The sequence below is a fragment of the Spirosoma knui genome, assembly GCF_054780635.1.
This window is the reverse complement of the sequence record NZ_BAAGVY010000001.1, coordinates 350109-369861: the sequence shown is the minus strand read 5'-3', so window position 1 is coordinate 369861 and position 19753 is coordinate 350109. Positions and strand designations below refer to the sequence as shown.

The 19753-nt window shown below is 52.1% G+C and carries 13 protein-coding genes; 2 read left to right on the top strand and 11 right to left on the bottom strand.

Annotated elements, in window-relative coordinates; all coding sequences use genetic code 11:
* Positions 1–71: 71 nt before the first annotated feature.
* Entirely contained in the window at positions 72–2087 is a 2016-nt protein-coding gene (locus ACYVIY_RS01505) for a tetratricopeptide repeat protein (protein ID WP_460974477.1), read from the bottom strand.
* A gap of 105 nt (positions 2088–2192) precedes the next feature.
* Here ACYVIY_RS01505 and ACYVIY_RS01500 point away from each other — a divergent pair, with 105 nt between their 5' ends.
* A complete protein-coding gene (locus ACYVIY_RS01500) occupies positions 2193–3077 on the top strand; it encodes a DNA/RNA non-specific endonuclease (RefSeq protein WP_460974476.1) in 885 nt (294 codons plus the stop codon).
* Between the two features lie 22 nt (positions 3078–3099).
* Here ACYVIY_RS01500 and ACYVIY_RS01495 read toward each other — a convergent pair whose 3' ends face one another.
* Entirely contained in the window at positions 3100–4161 is a 1062-nt protein-coding gene (locus ACYVIY_RS01495; RefSeq protein ID WP_460974475.1) for a fatty acid desaturase family protein, read from the bottom strand.
* Between the two features lie 149 nt (positions 4162–4310).
* Positions 4311–5207 carry a phosphogluconate dehydrogenase (NAD(+)-dependent, decarboxylating) gene (gene gnd, locus ACYVIY_RS01490; protein ID WP_460974474.1) on the bottom strand — a complete coding sequence of 299 codons (897 nt, stop codon included), beginning with the start codon at positions 5205–5207 and terminating at the stop codon, positions 4311–4313.
* 436 nt (positions 5208–5643) lie between these two features.
* Between gnd and ACYVIY_RS01485 the strand changes: the two genes are divergently transcribed.
* On the top strand, positions 5644–6606 hold the full coding sequence (locus tag ACYVIY_RS01485) for a sugar phosphate isomerase/epimerase family protein (RefSeq protein ID WP_460974473.1): 963 nt from the start codon (positions 5644–5646) through the stop codon (positions 6604–6606).
* A 120-nt stretch (positions 6607–6726) separates the two neighbouring features.
* Here the strand turns inward: ACYVIY_RS01485 and ACYVIY_RS01480 are convergent, their stop codons facing one another.
* The 8 genes from ACYVIY_RS01480 to sov form a co-directional block, all read right to left on the bottom strand.
* Complete coding sequence (locus ACYVIY_RS01480) at positions 6727–7086, bottom strand: VanZ family protein (RefSeq protein WP_460974472.1); 360 nt, start codon at positions 7084–7086, stop codon at positions 6727–6729.
* Positions 7083–7802, bottom strand: a complete 720-nt coding sequence (gene gldF, locus ACYVIY_RS01475; RefSeq protein ID WP_460974470.1) for a gliding motility-associated ABC transporter permease subunit GldF — start codon at positions 7800–7802, stop codon at positions 7083–7085. The genes ACYVIY_RS01480 and gldF overlap by 4 nt, the downstream gene beginning before the upstream one ends.
* Before the next feature lie 84 nt (positions 7803–7886).
* Complete coding sequence (locus tag ACYVIY_RS01470) at positions 7887–8408, bottom strand: DUF4199 domain-containing protein (RefSeq protein WP_460974469.1); 522 nt, start codon at positions 8406–8408, stop codon at positions 7887–7889.
* 6 nt (positions 8409–8414) lie between these two features.
* Positions 8415–8969, bottom strand: coding sequence for a DUF4199 domain-containing protein (locus ACYVIY_RS01465; RefSeq protein WP_460974468.1), 555 nt, complete (start codon positions 8967–8969; stop codon positions 8415–8417).
* Positions 8966–10282, bottom strand: coding sequence for a dihydroorotase (locus ACYVIY_RS01460; RefSeq protein ID WP_460974467.1), 1317 nt, complete (start codon positions 10280–10282; stop codon positions 8966–8968). Before ACYVIY_RS01460 ends, ACYVIY_RS01465 begins: the two co-directional genes overlap by 4 nt.
* 98 nt (positions 10283–10380) lie before the next feature.
* Positions 10381–10764, bottom strand: coding sequence for a glycine cleavage system protein GcvH (gene gcvH, locus ACYVIY_RS01455; RefSeq protein WP_460974466.1), 384 nt, complete (start codon positions 10762–10764; stop codon positions 10381–10383).
* A gap of 90 nt (positions 10765–10854) precedes the next feature.
* Positions 10855–11916, bottom strand: coding sequence for an aldo/keto reductase (locus ACYVIY_RS01450; protein ID WP_460974465.1), 1062 nt, complete (start codon positions 11914–11916; stop codon positions 10855–10857).
* A 70-nt stretch (positions 11917–11986) separates the two neighbouring features.
* Entirely contained in the window at positions 11987–19666 is a 7680-nt protein-coding gene (sov, locus tag ACYVIY_RS01445; protein ID WP_460974464.1) for a T9SS outer membrane translocon Sov/SprA, read from the bottom strand.
* Positions 19667–19753: the final 87 nt, after the last annotated feature.

Genomic DNA, 19753 nt, shown 5'->3' with positions numbered 1-19753 from the left:
CCGAATCGGCTCCTAACAACAAAAACCCCGACCCTGGTAATCAGGGTCGGGGTTTTGACTATAGAGTTGGCTTAGTATTTTTTGATGATCGAATCAGGTAAGGTTCTGACGTCAAGCCCCGTAGCCTTCAGCAGATTCGCGTGATTATTACGTCCATCCTGATACGCCGGATTCACAATCATCGACTGATTGTAGTAATACGACGCAAGCTCAAGTTTCTGCCGGTTGTTCTGCGTAAAGCCTTCTCCCTGATAGATAACGCCAAGGTTATTGTAGGCCGGCGCGTACGCCGAAGCCGCCCGAATGGTTTGCTTGTAATAATGCTTAGCCGAGTCTACGTTCGGTATGATCTTCTGGAATACGTACGCCATGGAGAAGTACGCTTCGCCGAAGTTTGGATAGATACGGGTCGACTCCTGCAAGTGATCAAGCGCCCAGCGGCCGTGCTTATTCGCATGGGCAATGTTGGTGTCAATCAGCACCTGCGCTTTCTTGATTTGCTCGATCGACGGCTTCGGCTTAATCGCATTAGTAACGCTGGCGATCGAATCGGCTTTCGCCCGATCTTTCAGCCCCTTTTCAATCCACTCGTTGGCTACGTGCCGCTGAACCTGACAACTGTTCGGTGCGTAAGGCAAAGCCGAGTTAAAGAGAATGAAGTTATTTTCCCAATCACGGTTACGTACCACCGTCTTGAACGAGTACAGTCCGGTAACAACGGCCATCAGGGCCAGCAATGCCCCATACCGAACCAGCAGCGGCTTACTACCATCTTCCGGATTGCGAACCAGCAATTTATGTAACGCCCAGATCAGGACAAACGCAAAGCCCATTACTGCAGCATACGTAAAGCGTTCGGCCAGGATACCGCCCCGCAACCAGATGAAGCCCAAGCCCGGTGTCATCGTTACAAAGAACCAAAACAGACCAAAGCCCCACAACGTCCGTTTCACAAAGCCTTTCCAGGTAAGCCATAGCATCCCTACCAACGTAAAGAAGCCAGCCCACGTCAACAAATCGCCTTTGCTGCCCGACGGAATTACGTTATACGAGTAGTCATAGACGAGTGGATGGGGTAAGATCAGCAGGCGCAGATAGTACTCAAAAAATTTGAACATCGTCGACTTCTGCGTTTTCTCGATCGCGTACGGATAGTTCGCCCAGTCAACGGGTGGATTACCGCTAAGTGTGCCGATCATCACCTTTTTCTGGTAGAAAAACAGAGCAGCAACGATCAGGAACGGCCACAAACTAATAAGCGACTGCCACAGGTTCCGACGTGCAAACCAGTACTGCATAGCCGGAATCAAGGCTAAGCTAACAATTGAGGATTCTTTGGATAGAAACGCCAGATAAAGCGAAACGCAGGCGGCCACAATCCAGGCCCAATGCTTTGTTTCCAGATAGCGCCAATACGTTAATAGCATCAGCGCGATAAACAGGAAGCTCAAAATCTCATCCCGTCCCTTAATATTGGCGACAATCTCCGTATGGAGTGGGTGCGCCATAAACACTACACCAATCAGTACAGCCAGGATAATTTGATTCGGCAGCCATTTCTGCAACAGGATGCCTGTTACCAGCCCGGTCAGTCCGTACAGACCAGCATTGATCATGTGGCTGATGTTCGGATTGTCCTTAAAATACTCCTGCTCTAAAGCGAACGTAATCAGCGATAAAGGCCGATAGTACCCCAGCGAAATATTACTGAAATGCCAGAATTCGGTTCGTAGCAGATCAGGGATACCCGCGATACCTTTTTTCACGAATAAATTCTGCCCGATTGCCGCAATATCGTCCAGCGCGTACTGGTGGCCGAACGTATTGACGTACAACAACGCCCCCAGAAGGGCCAGCAGCACCGGTGGCCACCATAACACCGTCCGTTCATCGATCGGCAAATCGGATGAAGAGGTCGTGTCGGCTGATTTTGCTGCCGTTGGGCGCGTGGGTGGGCGCATAACGGCTTCAGCAGCACGGGCTGAACTGGTACGGGAAGAAGCAGTAGTTGAAGATAAAGCAGGGTTAGGGGCCACCGGGCGAGGTTTTTCTGGGCCGGGACCGGTTGGTTGCTTTTTTTTGGCCATGACAGCGGAGAACTCTGTTTATTTTAGGTCAATTTTGCAGCTACTCACTATCTTGGTAGACAAAGTAGTTATTAGATAGTTTACTTGATGTAAAGTTCCGTAAGAATGTCAGTAAAATCAATTCATATCGGTCATACAATTAAAACTATTGCGTTTTCTGTAGGCATTGGGTTACTTATCCAGACTTGCACTCCCGTTGCTACGCCCAAAACAGCAAGTACGGGTTCAACCGAACCAACGCGCGATGACAATCTAACGTTGGGTAATCCAAGTAGAGCGTCGGTTAGTGACCCAGCCAATTACCTGCTCACAAAATCAGCCTACGCCCTATCCTACAACCGCCAGCGGGGCATCGCGAACTGGGTAAGCTGGCATTTGAGCCCGGCCTGGAAAGGTGACAGCCGACGAACCAACGACTTTCGCCCTGACCCTACCCTACCCAGCGGCTGGTACGCCGTTCGGACGTCCGACTACACAAACACGGGCTTTGACCGGGGCCACCTGTGCCCTTCCGACGACCGTGATGGTTCACCGGAAGACAATGCTACCACCTTCCTTCTAACCAACATCGTGCCACAAGCTCCGCGCCACAACCGGGAAGTCTGGAAAAACTTGGAAGATTACGAACGCCAGCTAACTACGGGCGGTAATGAAGTATACGTAATTGCCGGTACCGCCGGAACGGGAGGCACCGGACAGAACGGCTATGTGGAGTCACTGGCCAACGGGAAATTGACCGTTCCGGCCACGCTCTGGAAAGTTATGGTCGTATTGCCAACGGGTTCGAACGATGCCGCGCGGGTATCAACGAACACGCGTGTCCTTGCCGTTATGATTCCCAACAATCAATCCGCAGCCGATAAACCCTGGCGGGCTTATCTGACCAGCGTTGATGCAATCGAACAATTGACGGGCTTCGACTTTCTGTCGAACGTACCAACTGAGGTACAACGAATTATTGAGGCTCGTGTCGATGGAGCCTATAACTAAGTACCCTACTTGGTATTACGTATTAAACCAACTCAACCTGTTGCGCGACGACGATGCGTTGGGTGCGCCGACGCAGCAAGGCAATGGCATCGGCATCGTCCGCGAACGTACCGTTTACGTTGACCATGTTATGCGCCAGTTTATCGTACCGGCCCCGCATCAGCAGGAAAAACACCTGCAAAAAGTCTAGTCCGTCAAAGATAATGGCCTGATTCTGTGCGTATTTATCGAGTGTCTTCTGAAAAAAGACGGGATGCTCGGTCCAGTGCATCGCCGGGCGGACGTGGTGGCTGATGTGGTAGCCATCGTTCCAGCATTTTTTGTTGTACTTGACGTTGATGCACGTAATGCTGTTTTTATACGCATTGCCCGGATCTTCGAAGTCCACAAAGGCGTGCTGCGTCCAGTTGCCCAACATGGCAATGAAGCGATAAATAAATAGCGGCAGCAGGAATACCAGTACCGTGGCAGGCCAGTTTATAAACAGCAGTCCGAGGCAGATAATACCAAAGGTGATCTCACCAATCAAGGCGCGTTTAGCGAGCTTCGGCCGTTTCTTCCAGCGCAGATACGTAAGCAGGTCATGGACACCTCGCACGAAAAACTGCCCGAAATAGGCCAGGAAGCTCCGAAAGCTGTCCCGCTGGTAAGCCATTGTGCTGCTTTCGTCATCTTCCAGATTGTTTTCCGGATGGTGCATGCCAATGTGATGGCTATAATAGGTTTCCGGCGTATGCCCAAAAAACGGCGCTACAATCCAGGGGAGATAATTATTCATCCAGCCGTATTCCGGTTTAAAAAATGGCCGGTGGCTAGTGCAGTGCAGCATTAAACCGAAAGGTCCTTTAAAAACAAAATTGCTGACATAGAAGTGAACGGCAGCTACTGTCCACCAGACCCAGCCCGTTACAAACGGCATAAACAAAAGCACACTCAGCGGAATCAACACTAGACTGATACGAATCGAGAGGAACACAAACGGCAGATCCCGCTCATCCTTGATGTAGCGTAAAAAAAACTGCTCAATCCTGTTGTAGCGTTTTTCCCGGAAAATGGGGTCTTGAATAGTGCCTAATACTTTCATACAAGCGGATACGGTTTATGAGAAACATAGAGAAGGGTTCAGACTGTTTCGATTGCGCTATGGAGGACAATCGAAACTGCCTAAACCCTTCCCTTTCTAAAGAACGATGAAAAGATAAGAAGATTGAATGAAACCTTGATACAATTAAATTATTTTTTCTCAACCGCGTGGCCGCCGAACTCATTCCGGAGTGCAGCAACCACTTTACCCGTGAAGGTGTCGTCCTGCAAAGACCGATAGCGCATGATCAGCGAAAGCGCAATAACGGGCGTCGGTACGCCGAGGTCGAGCGCCGTTTCAAGCGTCCATTTGCCCTCACCCGACGAGAACATCCGTCCTTTGATTTCGTCCAGCTTAGCGTCTTTCCGGAAGGCATTTTCGGTTAGCTCCATCAACCAGCCCCGAATCACCGATCCGTGCCCCCACATCTTAGCAACGGCCGCGAAGTCGAACGGAAACTGACTTTTCTGTAATACTTCAAATCCCTCGGCAATAGACTGCATCATGCCGTACTCTATACCGTTGTGCACCATCTTCGTGAAGTGACCACTACCCGCAGGACCGGTATAGAGGTAGCCGTCTTCGACCGAAATATCCCGGAACACAGGGTGTAGCGGCTCGATTACGTCCGCATCTCCGCCTACCATCGTGCAGGCCCCGTTGAGCGCCCCGCTAATGCCGCCACTGGTACCGCAGTCCAGGAAACCGATTCCTTTTTCTTTCAGGTACGTATGGCGACGTACCGAATCCTGGTAATGCGAGTTACCACCGTCAATCACTACGTCTCCCGCCTGCATAATGGGCAGGAGTTGTTCAATTACGTTATCGACAAGCGGACCTGCCGGAATCATCAGCCATAAAACACGCTTTTCGGGCAAGGCATTGTACAGGTCCTGCAATGAGGTAACGCCCTGTGCGCCTTCTGTTTTGATGGCTTCGACCAAAGTCTCGTTAATGTCATAGCCGACAACCGTGTGACCGTGACGGACTAAATTACTGACGAGATTGAATCCCATCTTGCCTAAGCCAATAAATCCAATGTGCATAACAATCAATGGTTTGAGCGGTCAAATTGGTGATTTTTTCCTAAACCTCCTTGGGTTAATAATGACATTTAGCCTACAGCCCTGATTTTAGCCATGCGTGAGCGTATTGGACGTAATTACCGGCTGTAAAAGTTTAGCTAAAGAGGTTACAACGTTTTTGAGACAAATAGGTTACGCAAACTTTCGTAAGTAAGTTAATCCGAGCAATGTACTGGAACTGCGAGTAGAGAGCCGTTGATCCAATCCATTTAAAATCAGGAACGTGATCGCTTTTAACCCGTCCTCTTTGTCATCGGTCAGAATTCTCTCCTTGTTACGTAGTATAAAGTACGCACATCACGATTGCCGTATTCAAAATTTATAGGAGATTATCCATTCTACTTAAACTTTAAGTAGCTTGAATCGCTTTACGTCAACCCTTAACTATCTACTACTTATGCCTAGTTCTGATACTAATTCAAGGCGGGAATGGCTCAAAAAATCATCTTTGTTTGGAACGGCTTTGCTGTTGGAACAATCTCCGAACGTCGAAGCAAAACCGAAGACAACCGCCACCCGCCGAATTCCGATCAGTGTTTCCAGTTATTCGTACTGGCATTTCACGCCCCAGAAGTTTCCCATTGAAAAGGTGATTGAAGAAGCGGCCCGGCTGGGTTTTGACGGCGTTGAAGTCCTGCACAGACAAATGGCAGACGAATCCATCGCGTATCAAAATAAATTGAAGCGAATGGCTTTGGATAGCGGACTTGCCCTCCCCCTCTTGTCGATTCACCAGAATTTCCTTCAGCCGGACGCGGATAAGCGTAAAGCGGATATTACCCACACGGTCAAATGCATAAATATTGCTACCCAGATGGGTATTCCCTGCGTTCGGATGAATACCGGAAGCTGGGGCACGGTGAAAAACAAGATTAAAACGGACTATTATCAGACAGGTATCGAACCGCCTATTGCCGGTTATACCGATGAAGATGGCATTAAATGGGTCATCGAAGGCATGGGCGAATGCCTGGCCTATGCGGAAAAGGCGGGCGTAACCCTGGCTTTAGAAAATCATTGGGGCTTGTCTTCTAACACCGATTATCTACTCCGGATTTATGATGCACTGAAGAGTTCACCCGCTATGGGACTGAACGTAGATACAGGCAACTTTGTCGGAGAACCGTACGCCGGACTCGAAAGACTAGCGCCTTATGCCACCATCGTTCAGGCAAAAACGTATTATGGCGGGGGTACTTTTCATGATAAGGACATGGATTACCCGCGGATCGGCAAAATATTCCAGAAAGCGAATTATAAAGGGTTTGTATCGTTAGAGTTCGAAGGCAAAGAAGACCCTAATGTAGCCGTTCCCAAAAGTCTGGAGGTTCTCCGAAAAGCCTTTACCTACGACATATAAAGGTAGCTCTTTCTGTAAACCTAACGCTTGCTCAGCAGATTCGACAGTCGAGTCGGTACCGAGCCTGACCAAACTCAACAGGGTTGTTGCGTAGTTGAGCGTTCTACTGACGTAACAACCCTATATTTTTACGGATTTGGCCAGCACCCAGGCTAAGCCGATTCCAACGACGGTTCCGACCGCATCGGCCAGGGCGTCGTACAAATCGCAGGAGCGGCCGATGGGCATTATCCCCTGCCAGATCTCGATCAGCAACCCATAAAGGGCCCCGGTAATAAACACCCAAGCAACCGGCCGCCCCGCTACGCGCCACAGTAGGCCAAACGGCAGAAATATGGCAATATGCACCCACTTATCGCGGTTCGACGATAGGTCAGGTAACTCATTGCCTGGTAGCGAACAGCCGATAAACAGAACGATTGTCCAGCCTACGGCCAGGTAGTAAACCAATTTTGTCTTATCAATAAGGCGGGTATTCATGGCTTGAGCCGGTTAGCAGTTAAGAGGATAAAGAGAATCATCAGGCTAAGCAGATAAACGACATTCCGCGAATCGACCAGCCCCCGTCCTAACGCACGGTACTGTTCATCCAAAGCCAGATACGATACGTAATAACCAACGTCGCTTGCTCCAAATAAGCCAGCCAGTGCACTCAGCCCCACGTAAAACAGAAAGCAGAAAAATACGCCCAGGACAAACGCAACAACCTGATTGTCGTTGAGCGACGAAGCCCACAAACCAATGGCGACAAACACTCCGCCGAGGAGTATCAAGCCTATGTAGGAGCCGAAAACACCTGCCGAATCGATATTGCCGGCCGGAGTGCCGAGTTGATAGAGCGTAACGTAATAGACCAGCGTTGGCAGCAGCGTCAGGACTACCAGCAGCCAGCTCGCCAGAAACTTACCGGCCACTACGCCCCACCGGCTGACGGGCTTTGTCAACAGCCACTCGAGGGTGCCCGACCGGACCTCATCAGCAATCGAACGCATGGTAATGGCAGGCACTAAAAACAGCATGACGTAGGGCGTCAGGTTAAAAAATGTGCCCATATCGGCGTATCCGTTTTCGAGCAGACTCGTATCCGGAAACACCCACAATAGCAACCCTACGGCTGTCAGGAATACGCCCATGATAATATAGGCGATGGGCGACGAGAAGAACTGATTAATTTCTTTGCGAAAGATAGCCAGCACGGTAGTCAGGTAAGATCAATCAATACGTATCAGTACGTTACCTGCGGATGCCTACGTAGCATCTTCTTAGCAGCACGCCTGTTGTTAATCAAACGGATTATTCTTGTTTTTACGCATAACCGCAGCAATGATCAGCGACAGAATAACCCCAACCAGGACGAACCAGAATATACCAAAGAAAAACGTGATGCCCGGGCCTTGGAACTTCTGGGTCATTTCCATCATGCTGTCAATCTGCTCATCGGACAGCTTGCCCTGTTCCTCCATCTGCTCGCGCATCTGGTCATACAGCCTTTCCTGAAAACCGGGATCGATGATGGTTGTGTAAAACACAGAAAACGCCGACGACAAAAATCCGGCAATTGCTGACAGGAGCGCCCCCACGGTCAGGCCCTCGCTGTAAGTCATATACCCTTCGTTAGCGGAACGGTACTCCCGCATACCCAGTATCAGGCCGACAATCAGCAGTACGTAGATCAGAGCCCCTAGCCAGGGAATGGTCGTCAGGTCGAGGGTGTACAGAATAATGGAGTAAACAACCAGGCCAAGCCCGGTGATCAGTCCCCACTTAAGCGCAACGCGAGCTGTAGATGGTGTATCATTCATAATCGGTTAGGGGTTTAAGACACTATAGTCTTGCTTACGGAAGATGAGCGATATAATCAGAACGGGCAATACAGCCAACGCCGTTTTCTTGGTCAATTCATCGGGCAGTAAAACGCCGGGCTGCATGGTGCTCACCTTGCTCCACTGGTCCTGAAACGTTTCCGGCCCAAACTGATCGACAATCTGTTTCTTACCTTCCAAAAGTAGTTTCTTCGAGTTGGCGACGTACTCCGTGAACACACCCGGATCAATCTGGGTCACAAACAGGTAAATAAGCCAGCCGGTGATCAGAGCCGCTACGGTATTCAATACGTATCCGATGGTGATACCTTCCCAAAGGTGCATCCGGCCCTGGCCAATCGTTTTTCGATAATACCATATCGTGCCAATCATGACGATAATGTGGATACCGAAGTCAAGCACCCGGATATTCCCTAAAGCAGGTATGCCGAGGGCGTATAACGCCAGAAAATAACCAAAGCACAACACGCCCGTAATCAATCCGGCCAGCAGCGGGATCTTTAACAGGGGGTGGCTGAAATAAGCGATAATGGCTTTCATGAAGTATGAATAAGCATCCCTTGATGCACCGTTCCGATAACACGGCCAGTGAGTGTCTGGCCTAAAAAGGGAGAATTAACAGATTTTGACTGTGTACGTGTGTAGTCCCAGTTTCCAGCCGGATCGAATAGGGTCAGACTAACGGGCTGCCCCTCGGCGATATGAACGGTCGGTAAACGCAGAATCTGCCGGGGCCGGGTCGTTAAGGCATCGATAATTTGTGTCAGCGATAAATCCCGATTGTGGGTCATCACCGCGCTGAATACCGTTTCGAGTCCAGTGATTCCAAACTCCGCCTGATCGAATTCGAGGTTCTTACTTTCTGCATCCTGCGGAGAATGGTCAGACACGATGGCATCGATAGTGCCGTCGGCCAGCCCCGCCCAGAGGGCAGCTACGTCGTCGGAGCTGCGGAAGGGTGGGTTTACTTTCAGATTGGTGTCGAAGCCAGCCAGCGCCGAGTCATCGAACACCAGTTGATGAGCCGCTACGTCGCAACTGACCGGCATTCCCTTTTCTTTGGCCTGACGGATCAGTTCGACCGACCGAGCCGACGAGATCGTTGAAAAGTGGAGTGCCGATGGCAAAGGCGCACTGCTCTTATTCTGGGTAAACCCGGCATCCTGACCGCTACCCAGTACGTAGTCGAGAAGGCGAAGGTCGCGTTCGACCATGAGCTCTTCGGCCAGCGCGGGCATTCCTTTAAGCCCCAGCAGCGTGCTCTGAACGCCCTCGTGCATCTGCCCAAACCGAGTCAGGAGCATTTCTTCGGGGCGGTTCATCAGCAAACCGTTTATTGGCTGAAGATACTGCAAGGTTTTGAGCAGCAGATCAGGGTTTTGTAGAGGATGAGTACCATCCGAAAACGCAATCGCTCCGGCCTGGTGCAAGTCGATCATCTCCGTAAAATCCTCCCCGGCGGCTTTCTTAGTGATGGCGGCAATTACGTGGACACGTACTGCCTGGCCTTCGGCCATTCGGCGTACGTAGCCGAGCGTGCCCTTCGCGTCGATAACGGGTGAGGTGTTCGGCAATACGGCAATGTCGGTGAAGCCCCCCGCTGCGGCCGCCTGACAAACGCTGGTTAAATCTTCTTTATGCTCGAAGCCAGGGTCCTGGGCCAACACCCGCATATCAACCCAGCCTGGCGATACGTGCAGATTTGGTACGTCCAGAACGCGAGTCCCTTCGTCAACGCTCAGGTTTTGGCCAATCTGACGAATCAGACCGTTTTCAATAAAAATATCACCTGTTTGCCCATCAAACGACGAAGCGCTATCAACAATACGGGCGGAACGGATCAGAAGTTGCATAAATGACTGCCCTTTTCCTTGTAAAAAGAGGCATTGAATGAGGAAGTTCTAAAAAAAAGGCCCCTACCGGAGCCTTGATTAGTATTGACGGATATGCATCAGGCACCCACCAGATCCTGATAGGCGTCGGCGGTCAGCAGGCCATCCTTATCGTCAGGATTGGCTGGCTTTAGTTTAATGATCCAACCTTCACCGTAAGGATCGCTGTTGAGCAGTTCAGGCGATTTTTCAATGGCCGTATTCAGTTCCAGCACTTCTCCTTCAATGGGCAGAAATAGATCAGATACCGTTTTCACGGCCTCTACCGACCCGAACACATCGCCTTTACCCAGCGACTGGCCAACGGTATTTACATCGATGTAGACAATGTCGCCTAGCTCATGCTGAGCAAAGTCCGTAATACCAATAACGGCGGTACCGTCTTCGTCCAGTCGAATCCACTCGTGGTCCTGCGTATAACTCAGTTCTGCGGGAAAATTCATTATGGGGGAATTAGTTTGTATCTACAAAATACGGTACCCGCCACCGGATTTGCAAGCAGTATTCTCTTAGCGCTTCTGTAGACGGTTACCTTATTTGGCCGCGGTTGTCGGCTGACTCGGCGCGAAGTTAGCGGGGGCGAGCCGATCATTTCCCTGGCGTTCGATCATCCATTGCGGATACGGTTTAGGCGTAGCACTGATGGCATCAAGCTCGGTGAGCTGCTCGGTGGTTAAACTCAGTTCAGCAGCTTTGATGTTGTCCAGCAGTTGATCGGTGTTTTTCGCGCCAATGATCACGCTGGTTACCCCCGGCTTGGCCAGCACCCAGGCCAGCGCAATACGAGCTACCGACACGCCATGCGCTTCGGCAATCGTCTGCATGGCGTCGATAATGTCGTAGGCTTTTTCCTGGTTAACGGGCGGAAAATCGAACGCGAGTCGACGCGAGTCGTCGGCAGGTTTGTTGTCGCGGGTATACTTGCCCGACAGGAATCCACCAGCCAGCGGGCTCCAGGGCAGAATGGCCATACCCTGATCCTGCACCATCGGCACAAGCTCGTTCTCCAGATCTCGCCCGGCGATGGAGTAATAGTTCTGCGTCGAGATGAACTTCGACCAGCCGTATTTATCGGCAATACCGTTGGCTTTCATCACCTGCCAGGCCGCCAGATTCGAGCAGCCGATATAGCGAACCTTGCCACTACGTACTACGTCTTCGAGCCCACGCATGGTCTCTTCAAGGGGTGTAATGGCATCGAATCCATGAATCTGGTACAGATCGACATGATCCAGTTGCAGGCGTTTCAGGCTGTCGTCCAGTTGCTGCATGATCTGCAACCGGCCTAAGCCCACCTGATTTTTGCCGGGTCCCATCCGGCCTCTTACTTTGGTAGCAATAACCAATTCCTCACGCGACAGGCCCAGCGATTTTATCGACTGCCCTAGCAGCGTTTCCGACTGACCAAACGAGTAGACGTTTGCCGTGTCGATGAAGTTGATGCCGTTGTCAACAGCCGTCTTCACGATGTCATTTACGGCGTCCTGCTGGAGCGTACCCATGGCCTTCCAATGGCCTTCACCCCCAAACGTCATCGTACCCAGACAGATCTCCGACACCAGTACGCCGGTATTCCCTAATTGATTGTAGTTCATGGTTGATTACAGGAAAGCGTTTCTGTAATCAACCATGAACCTGAAAAAATGTTAGTGGGGAATCGAGAACCTACTCGGCCAGGTTGAATTTCACCTGAACGCCACCCGACGTAGTAGCCCGGCGGAACGAGTTCGACACGAGCGGATCGTTAAACGTACGGTCGAAATAGAAGTTGAAGTTCAGGCGACGGCTCACGATATAACTCACCTGCGGACGCAGCTGGAAGTTCACGTTACCAGCGGTCACGATCTGTTCGGCGTCCAGCTTCCGCTGAATAGCGCGGGTATCACGTAACGTCAGGTTACAGGAAAAGGTCAGGTCGTTTTTCAGCCGTTTATACGCACCGTTGATCCGGAACGGAATCCGGACGTTCTGCCGGGTGAAACCAACCGAGGCCGTTAAGTCTTTGTTGGTCAGTTCGGCTACCTGCGCGTTCGACAGATTCAGCGCTACGTCGCGGCTCTGGTTGTATTCCAGCCGCCCGCTGATCCGGCTCTTGGTCTGGAACTGAACGCCCAACATCGGCGCAAACTTCTCCGACATGGTGATGGTACTCATCGCAAATACCGGAATGAACTGATTAAGCTGATTCACAGAAGCTGCCATCGGGTAGCCCTGCACCGATAAATTGACGTAAGCGGCTCCATATTCCAGGTTCGAAATAAAGTTACCGACGCTATAGTTCGAAGTATAGCTATGCGTAATTGTAAACGCGCTGAACCGGTTCCGAATAAAATTAAGCCCTGACAAACCGTTGTAGTCGATCCGCCAGTTGGGCAGCGGGAAGTTGTAGAATGGCGAAAGCTGCGCTTTTTCCTTTGGCTGACCACTATAAGCCGCGAAGAAGGCCGGAATCAGAACATCCTGCGACCGGTTGTCGTACGTTCCCCGCTTTTCCGGATTGGCCGCTGTGAGTTTATCGATGAAGTACTGACGATAACTCTCAAACTTGTCAAAAATTGGAGACGTATTGTTATCCCGTAAGCCGATGAAGGCAGTACGGAACGACCAGAACGACATGTTGAATTGGCCGTTACGTACCGGCGACTGCGTTTCGAAAGGTCCACCCAGCGCCCCTGGCCGGTAGTATTCCTGATACGCATCCGTACGAGTCAGACGCCACTCGACCTGCATCCGGAAATCTTTGAACGGTTCCAGCGTTGTTCGCGCACTGAAGTTTTTCGACAAGCTCTGCTGGAAAGCCGTGTTCAAAACTGTACTCGGCGTGAGCCATCCTTTGCTGGCCGCCCGCTCCTGAATAGTTCGCTCCTGACTGCCCAGTACGAAGCCGAGACCAGGCGCGTTGTTCTGATCGAGTCCGAAGAATTTTGGCGTCGGCAGAAAGCCCGGCAGAATTGTAGATTCCTGCACCGTGTACGAGAAGTTGATTCCACGAACGGTCAGCAGAGCCCGTGTAAAGTTCTTCAGCACCTTACTTTCCCCACGTTCAATCTCTTCAATGTCGCCGGGGTTTCGGGCAAAGTTCTTCCGAACGGGGGCTGGTGTGTTTGCAAAGCGCAGGTATCGAATTTTGTTATACAACCGGATCAGATCGACGCGGCCAGTTATACCTCGCTCCCGATTATTACGTAGTACATTCCCAAATGGCACGCCAAGCGTATCGGCAATACCGAATGAGTTTGCCTGGAACTGATACCCTACGCCATACACAGCGTCGGCAGCGATCCAGTCGAGCAGCGGAATCTTGTCCAGCGGCAGTCGATACGTTGCCTTAATGTCCTGCACAAAATTCTTGATTCGCCCCAAATGTTTCAGGCTGTTGACGATTGAATCCCGTTTGGCTTTGGTGTTAATGTCGCCCGCCGGTTCATCAATGACTGCGTTCGCCTGCGCGTGGTACGTAAGCACCAGGCTGCGCGTCAGGTTCCAGGTCAGGTCGTAATACCGGTTAAAGAGGAAATATTTCTCAAACTGGGGTATAATCCCGTTGGTAGTCAGATCCGAAGAGCGAAGCTGGGTTTTAACAAAGCTGCGGTCTAGGTCCGTACGAATCGACACCAGTGAGGGCAGCAATGTCAGGTTAAAGTCTTTGAGCCAACGTAAATACGGAGCCTCGAAGGAAGCTTTATTTCGGAACGGCTCAAACGCTTTCGGCTGGGCCGCATAGGTATAGGCAATGCCGCCCCGGTACTGCTGCTGCAGATATTCGTCGGTTAAGATGTTCGTCCGTTTGGTGTCGTTGAACGCATACGTAAACGCAAAGTTTTCTATATCCCAGAAGTGCGCTTTGGCGTTTGGATTCACCTTTACCTTCCGAACATTCGAGAAATTGAACCCGCGCCGGGTGGTGTTGTCCTGCACTAATCGGCGGTAGTTGTCGCGCTCAAGCCCTTCGGGTAAGGTCGACAACGACGTTTCTAGGGGCGTATCGGGATCAAGCGGATTAAAGTGCGGATCAACATTCCGGTGATCGTAGTTTACGTACAGCGGAATGCGCAGCCCCCAGTTGGCAGGCATAAACTTATCCACCGAAATCGCCGACGACAACCCGAACTCTGATGTTGTTTCCCGGGATCGTTCGCCAATTTTTGTTTGTACACCTCCGAAGCCGAAGGTCGTGATGCGGCCCGAAGCGGTGACTGTAGCCAGATCCGCCAGTTTCATGTTCAGCGCACCAATGGCGGCTATCCCGGCATGCTGGTCATAGCCATTGGCCCGGAGTTCATTCACCCAAATCGTAAATGTCTTCGCCCGCTCGCCATCACCCGGAATCTTCGGGTTCCGCACGCCAATCATGATCGACTGCACCGAACTTAAATCCGGGTTACCGACTACCGTCAGGATATAGCGTCCGTTGGCGGACGAGAGCGAGAAGGGCAGCGACGTTCGCCGACTCAGGTTGCGGTTCCGATCGGCTTTCAGATTGATCAATTCCTCGAGCGCAAGGTCGAGTTCATTATCCACCGGCCATACTTCTTCTGCAGACCGATTTCCTTCGGGCGTAGCGCGCAGACGCGGAATTTCGATTTCGTAATAGTTGTCGGTATAATCCGTACCCAGGCGAACGAAGGCCGACACCTGACCGCTTTCGTTATCCGGATTGTGCATGTGCACGAACATTTTTAGCTGCTTCCGGAATTGAAGGTCAAAGTTCGTGTTTCGGAAAGCGCCCCGCGAATCGCCGTCGCGGAGGTTCGTTACGCTTAACCGCATGGATTGTTCGTTCAGCTGAACGGTACTCACCTGCGTGAAGTCGCGGTCCCGCTCATAGTTCGGCGGTACCTGATACACGTATTTGCTGCCCCCCTGAGTCGATAGATCGGCTCCGCTGTTTTCTTCGATATTGACTGTCGAAACGGTGAAGTTAGCGTCGTACGGCTCGGGAACTTCCTGCAAGCCGCGCTGGGTCAGGTCACCGGTATACTTCCGGTACTGATTGGCCTCCATCTGTAACTGGGCGAAGCGCAGGACAACCGGATCGGCAAAATCGGTCAGGTACATCCGCATGAATCGGATCGACTTAAAGCCATTGATGCTCCCAACTTTACGCAACGGCTCCCGAACCGGAATCCGGAACTGATACCACGTAACAACTCCACCGGGCGCACCGGGTGTTGGCACCGATACTTTATCCACGATGTACCGCTGCCCTACCTCCAGCTTACCGGGCTGAAGATCAATTTCATACTCGTAATACGCTTCATTGTCGTTGATGGTATTATCGATGTTCAGGTCCTCGATGTCGGGCAAGGTGGTTGAGGCCGGAGTTAAGAACTGGCTTGCCGATACATTTTCGGGCGAGTTGTTCTCCATACCCATGAACCGCTTGTACCGCGCCACAATATATTTCTGCTGATCGGCCTCTTCGCCCAGATAAAATCTAAAATCGTCGTTTGAGGGGTCCTGCTCAATGTCAGCCAACGCTGCGGGGTCTGTTACCCGCGTCCGGACGGTGTTCAGGTAATCTCGGAAGAATTGCTGCTCGCTCGTCGCCGGGTCGGCGTTCTGGCGGCTGCTGAGTCCGTCCAGACCAATATCCTGCTGGTCGCGCAGACCACTCTGAAACGCATTGGTAACAAACTGCTGCAAGGGCGCGCGACCCCAGGCGGTTGTTTCCGTACCCAGTTGGCGGTTTGTCGAATCTACGTTGTTAAAGCCGTTCTCGAACTGGTATCGGCTGTCTTTAATAACATCTTCTGAAATATCGCCTAGGTTAAAAACCAGTTTACCGCCCTGCGTACGACCGGTATTGTCGAAGATCTGACCGGCACCAGTACCTGCCCGAATTTTTCCGGCCTCCCCCGGTACAAACGGGTCCATCAGCCAGAACGTAACGTTCTCGACGTTGGCATTATCGAAGTCAATATCCGATGCAATCGCGCGGGTTACCGCGCCAAAATTACGTCTTGGGTTCGGGAGCAAACCGGCTGCCGTCAGGTTGGGGTTGTAGTTGTACATCCCCCGCTCACTCGGGAAGTACGATACGTCCAGAATGCTTTCGGGCAGCTGCACGGGGCGCGCCGACCGGCCAGGAAACAGATCTGTCGGCAGGAAGTACCGCTCGTAGACGTGCGCATTAGCATCATCGGGGTCAACGTTCGAGACCGCGCCCAGCGAACCAGGCGTATACAAACTCGGGTCGACGGAATAGACGGAAATACGAGCCCGGTTAAAGGCCGATTCGAGTGGGTTCTGGAATGAGCCCTGCGGGAACTGCTGCGGGGTAGTGCCTAGTCGCCAGCGAGTAGGTTGACGGGTTAAATCGAAGATGGTCCGGGCGGCCTCAAAGTCATCGAGATAACTGTCGCTGCGGGCGCGCTGGTTTGTCCCCGGAAACAGTTGTGCCACTTCGCCTGTAAACTGAATTGTCGACAGTTCTTTGGTCTGGACAATGGGCAGCTTATCCAGCAGACGCGTTAGGCCCGGCGCATCTTTCCGAATGCTGGCGTTAACGCCGAGAATGGTGTTGTTAACCGGCTCGTTGCCAATGGCTACGCGCGTCAGGTAACCCGCCGGGGTTTCCTTCATGTGCATGGCCGTCAGCCCAACGCTTACGTCCCGGTTGATGGCATAATCCAGACGGGTTCCAATCAGTGACCGGATCTGATTCTGAAATAAATCCGGCTGTTCATAACTAATGCGAATCTCGCGGCCCGAGTTGGTAACCCCTTCGTTGGTGATGCGTAGCCGCCCCGTCTGGCTTTCGAACACGTAGTCCTGACCCGCCATCAGCGGTACGCCACCCGCGGTTACCTGCACCGATTGCTCGTTAACGCCATAAGGTAAAGCCACTTCTTGACCATTTCCGGACTGGAATGATCCCCGCAGGAAAAACTTGTTCTTATCAGCTACCTGCTGAGCATCGGCCAGCGTGGTGCGGTATAGCTGATTGAAGACGTATTTAGATTTCAGATTGGTTTCGTCGGGATCAAACTGACGATCCAGATATGACCCAAATGGCTCCAGCACCGGGAAAATTATCTTCCCGAACCGGCTATCGACCGTTATGTTTTCCACGTAGTCGAAATTGCCATCCGGTTGCGCGTCCAGTTGTTGATTGAGCCGGTCCATGTTGAACACCTGCACCAGCGGACGGTTCTGCACACGTCGCCCTTCCTGTAAGTTGGGGTTATCAATCCCGGTAATGTCGTCCTTATAAACAATCCGTAACTGAAAACCCTGCCGACTAATCTGCGCTGTATTAAGCGAGTAGATGTTTTTCATCATCAGATCCCACATCGGCAACTGAAGATTATTACGTAACGTGGCTGATTTCAACAGCTTCAATACCAGCACTTCATTATCCTGACGAGCCTGATAATCCTCCGTCAACTCCCCTACTTTATACCGTCGACCTTGGTAGGTGTACTCGTAGGCTACGGCCAGGATCTCGTCGTTACGCAGGGGCGTTACCAGCGAAATATAGCCGAGTTCGGGTTGAAGTTTATAGTCACGATCCGTTAACCGTTTGGCGCCCCTGAGCAGATCGTAGTCGGTTCCTTTCGCCAGATTGAACGTGCTCGTCAGGACGTCGTTAGCCCGGTCAACCTGTCGAAAAGGGTTGGTGGAGTTACTCGTTAGTTTTTCGAAGAGGCCATTGGCCGCATTGGCCGTTGGCGTCAGGTTACTCCGCGAGAAAGGCTGAACCGCCGGATTCTGCTGGCTATATGGATTGCCTTCGCCCAGGTCCTGAAACCCGGCAATGTTACGTAGCGACTCGGTGGTGTTGGTTCGATTCGTCACATAGACTTCCACGCGAGTTACGTTGATGCCCGACGTTACCTGCGGCAACGAACGCAGGGATGACTCGTACCGCGCCCGGAAGAACTGCGACAGGAAGAAGTGCCGGTTTTCGTCGTACTGGTCCGCCCGAATTTCGAACGGGCGGTTCGAAGTGCCTCCGCGCAATACAATCTCGGCCTTGCGGGAACGCTGTTGTGAAGCCACTACCGTAGCGTTCAGGCGACCGAACCGCAGTTGGGTTTTGATACCGAATAAGTTCTGTACACCCGGAATCAGCTGACTATTTACCGCCCAGCTAATATTTCCTACTTCGAGCCCCTGTAGGATACTCTCGTTCTGCGGGGTGAAGCCGGGTAGGCCGGGTGTTGTCCCGTTTACGCCGGGAACACCCGGCAGGTCGGGAGCGCTGGGCAGGTTAGGCAAATTCGGCAGCCCCTGGCCAGAACCTAACGCCGGTAGGCCACCTCCCGGCCGGTAGTTCACCTTTAAGGCATTCTCGAAGTTGAAGGCGGCTTTAGTATCAAAATTCGCCAGTACGCCTAGTTTCTCGCCGATCTTACCGTTAAAATTGATACTGATCTGCTCGTTGAATATAAAATTCCCGTTTCGGCGCTGCCGAACGGGAATAACTGGATTGTCGATAAACTGGTAGAGATAACCAAAGTCGAGCGTGACAAAACCGTTGGGTTTAAAGTCTACCTGACTCCCCCCGAACAGCCGGTCGATAATGGGCGGCAGTTCCAGCTTAGGAGCCAGACCACGGCCGCTAATCGCACTTTGTCCATCCCGCCGAGCCCCGTATTCGCGCCATAGACTTTGCTCAACGCGCTGGTTCTGAAGCTGATTATAAGTCGAAAATGGAATTGTTTCGGCGGGTCGGTACGGCAGACCATACTGCGAGGGCGGCAAAGCCAAACCCGGTGCGGGTATGCCGGGCGAGATAGTACCCGGTGGCGTAGTGCTCGGAGCGGCCGCATCGGGAAACGGTGAGCCGGGCGTTGTGGTGGTGCTGCCCGGTACGCCAATCGGCGACCGTCCCTGTACGCTATTCGGTAAAGGGGCACCCGATAATGATACCCCCGCCCGAACGCGTTCGGTAACCGCAACACGCCCCTCCGGGTCGAGCCGGAAGTCGGTTGACACCCCTTTCGGGTCACGGAGAATAAACGGAGACTTAGACGGTCGTTCTGAGAATCGCGTGGCGCGCCGGTCGGGCCAGTTAACGGTTGGCCGACGATTGGCACTACGTGCCGCCCGGATGCTATCGTTACGTTCCTGAACAGCCTGCTTGATTGAATCAGCGCGCATAACAGCACGCCGACGTGCTTCTGCTCTGGCTGAATCGGCGGCTGCCTGCTGACGTCGACCGGTAGCTCCGCGCCGGTTAGGCGTCGGCGTTTGCGGGTCCTGTCCGAACGTAACGCCCAGGCCCAGCAATAGCCAGCAAACCGGCATCAACCAACCAACGGATACGATTGGCAACCTGTTAACGACGTAAAGTTGAGTGCTGGCAACGAAGTTGTGAACAAAGTAAGGGTTCACCATTAGGGGTACTTTCGGGTTCAGTATTAGTAGCGTACGGTCTGTTCTTCTATCAAACGGCCAATATCAGGCCAATCGTCTAATAACTTG

What these genes read in the sequence shown, in the direction of transcription:
- ACYVIY_RS01505 (WP_460974477.1), bottom strand. Translation starts at nt 2,087, where the DNA reads ATGGCCAAAAAAAAGCAACCAACCGGTCCCGGCCCAGAAAAACCTCGC.
- ACYVIY_RS01500 (WP_460974476.1), top strand. Translation starts at nt 2,193, where the DNA reads ATGTCAGTAAAATCAATTCATATCGGTCATACAATTAAAACTATTGCG.
- ACYVIY_RS01495 (WP_460974475.1), bottom strand. Translation starts at nt 4,161, where the DNA reads ATGAAAGTATTAGGCACTATTCAAGACCCCATTTTCCGGGAAAAACGC.
- gnd (WP_460974474.1), bottom strand. Translation starts at nt 5,207, where the DNA reads ATGCACATTGGATTTATTGGCTTAGGCAAGATGGGATTCAATCTCGTC.
- ACYVIY_RS01485 (WP_460974473.1), top strand. Translation starts at nt 5,644, where the DNA reads ATGCCTAGTTCTGATACTAATTCAAGGCGGGAATGGCTCAAAAAATCA.
- ACYVIY_RS01480 (WP_460974472.1), bottom strand. Translation starts at nt 7,086, where the DNA reads ATGAATACCCGCCTTATTGATAAGACAAAATTGGTTTACTACCTGGCC.
- ACYVIY_RS01470 (WP_460974469.1), bottom strand. Translation starts at nt 8,408, where the DNA reads ATGAATGATACACCATCTACAGCTCGCGTTGCGCTTAAGTGGGGACTG.
- ACYVIY_RS01465 (WP_460974468.1), bottom strand. Translation starts at nt 8,969, where the DNA reads ATGAAAGCCATTATCGCTTATTTCAGCCACCCCCTGTTAAAGATCCCG.
- ACYVIY_RS01460 (WP_460974467.1), bottom strand. Translation starts at nt 10,282, where the DNA reads ATGCAACTTCTGATCCGTTCCGCCCGTATTGTTGATAGCGCTTCGTCG.
- gcvH (WP_460974466.1), bottom strand. Translation starts at nt 10,764, where the DNA reads ATGAATTTTCCCGCAGAACTGAGTTATACGCAGGACCACGAGTGGATT.
- ACYVIY_RS01450 (WP_460974465.1), bottom strand. Translation starts at nt 11,916, where the DNA reads ATGAACTACAATCAATTAGGGAATACCGGCGTACTGGTGTCGGAGATC.
- sov (WP_460974464.1), bottom strand. Translation starts at nt 19,666, where the DNA reads ATGGTGAACCCTTACTTTGTTCACAACTTCGTTGCCAGCACTCAACTT.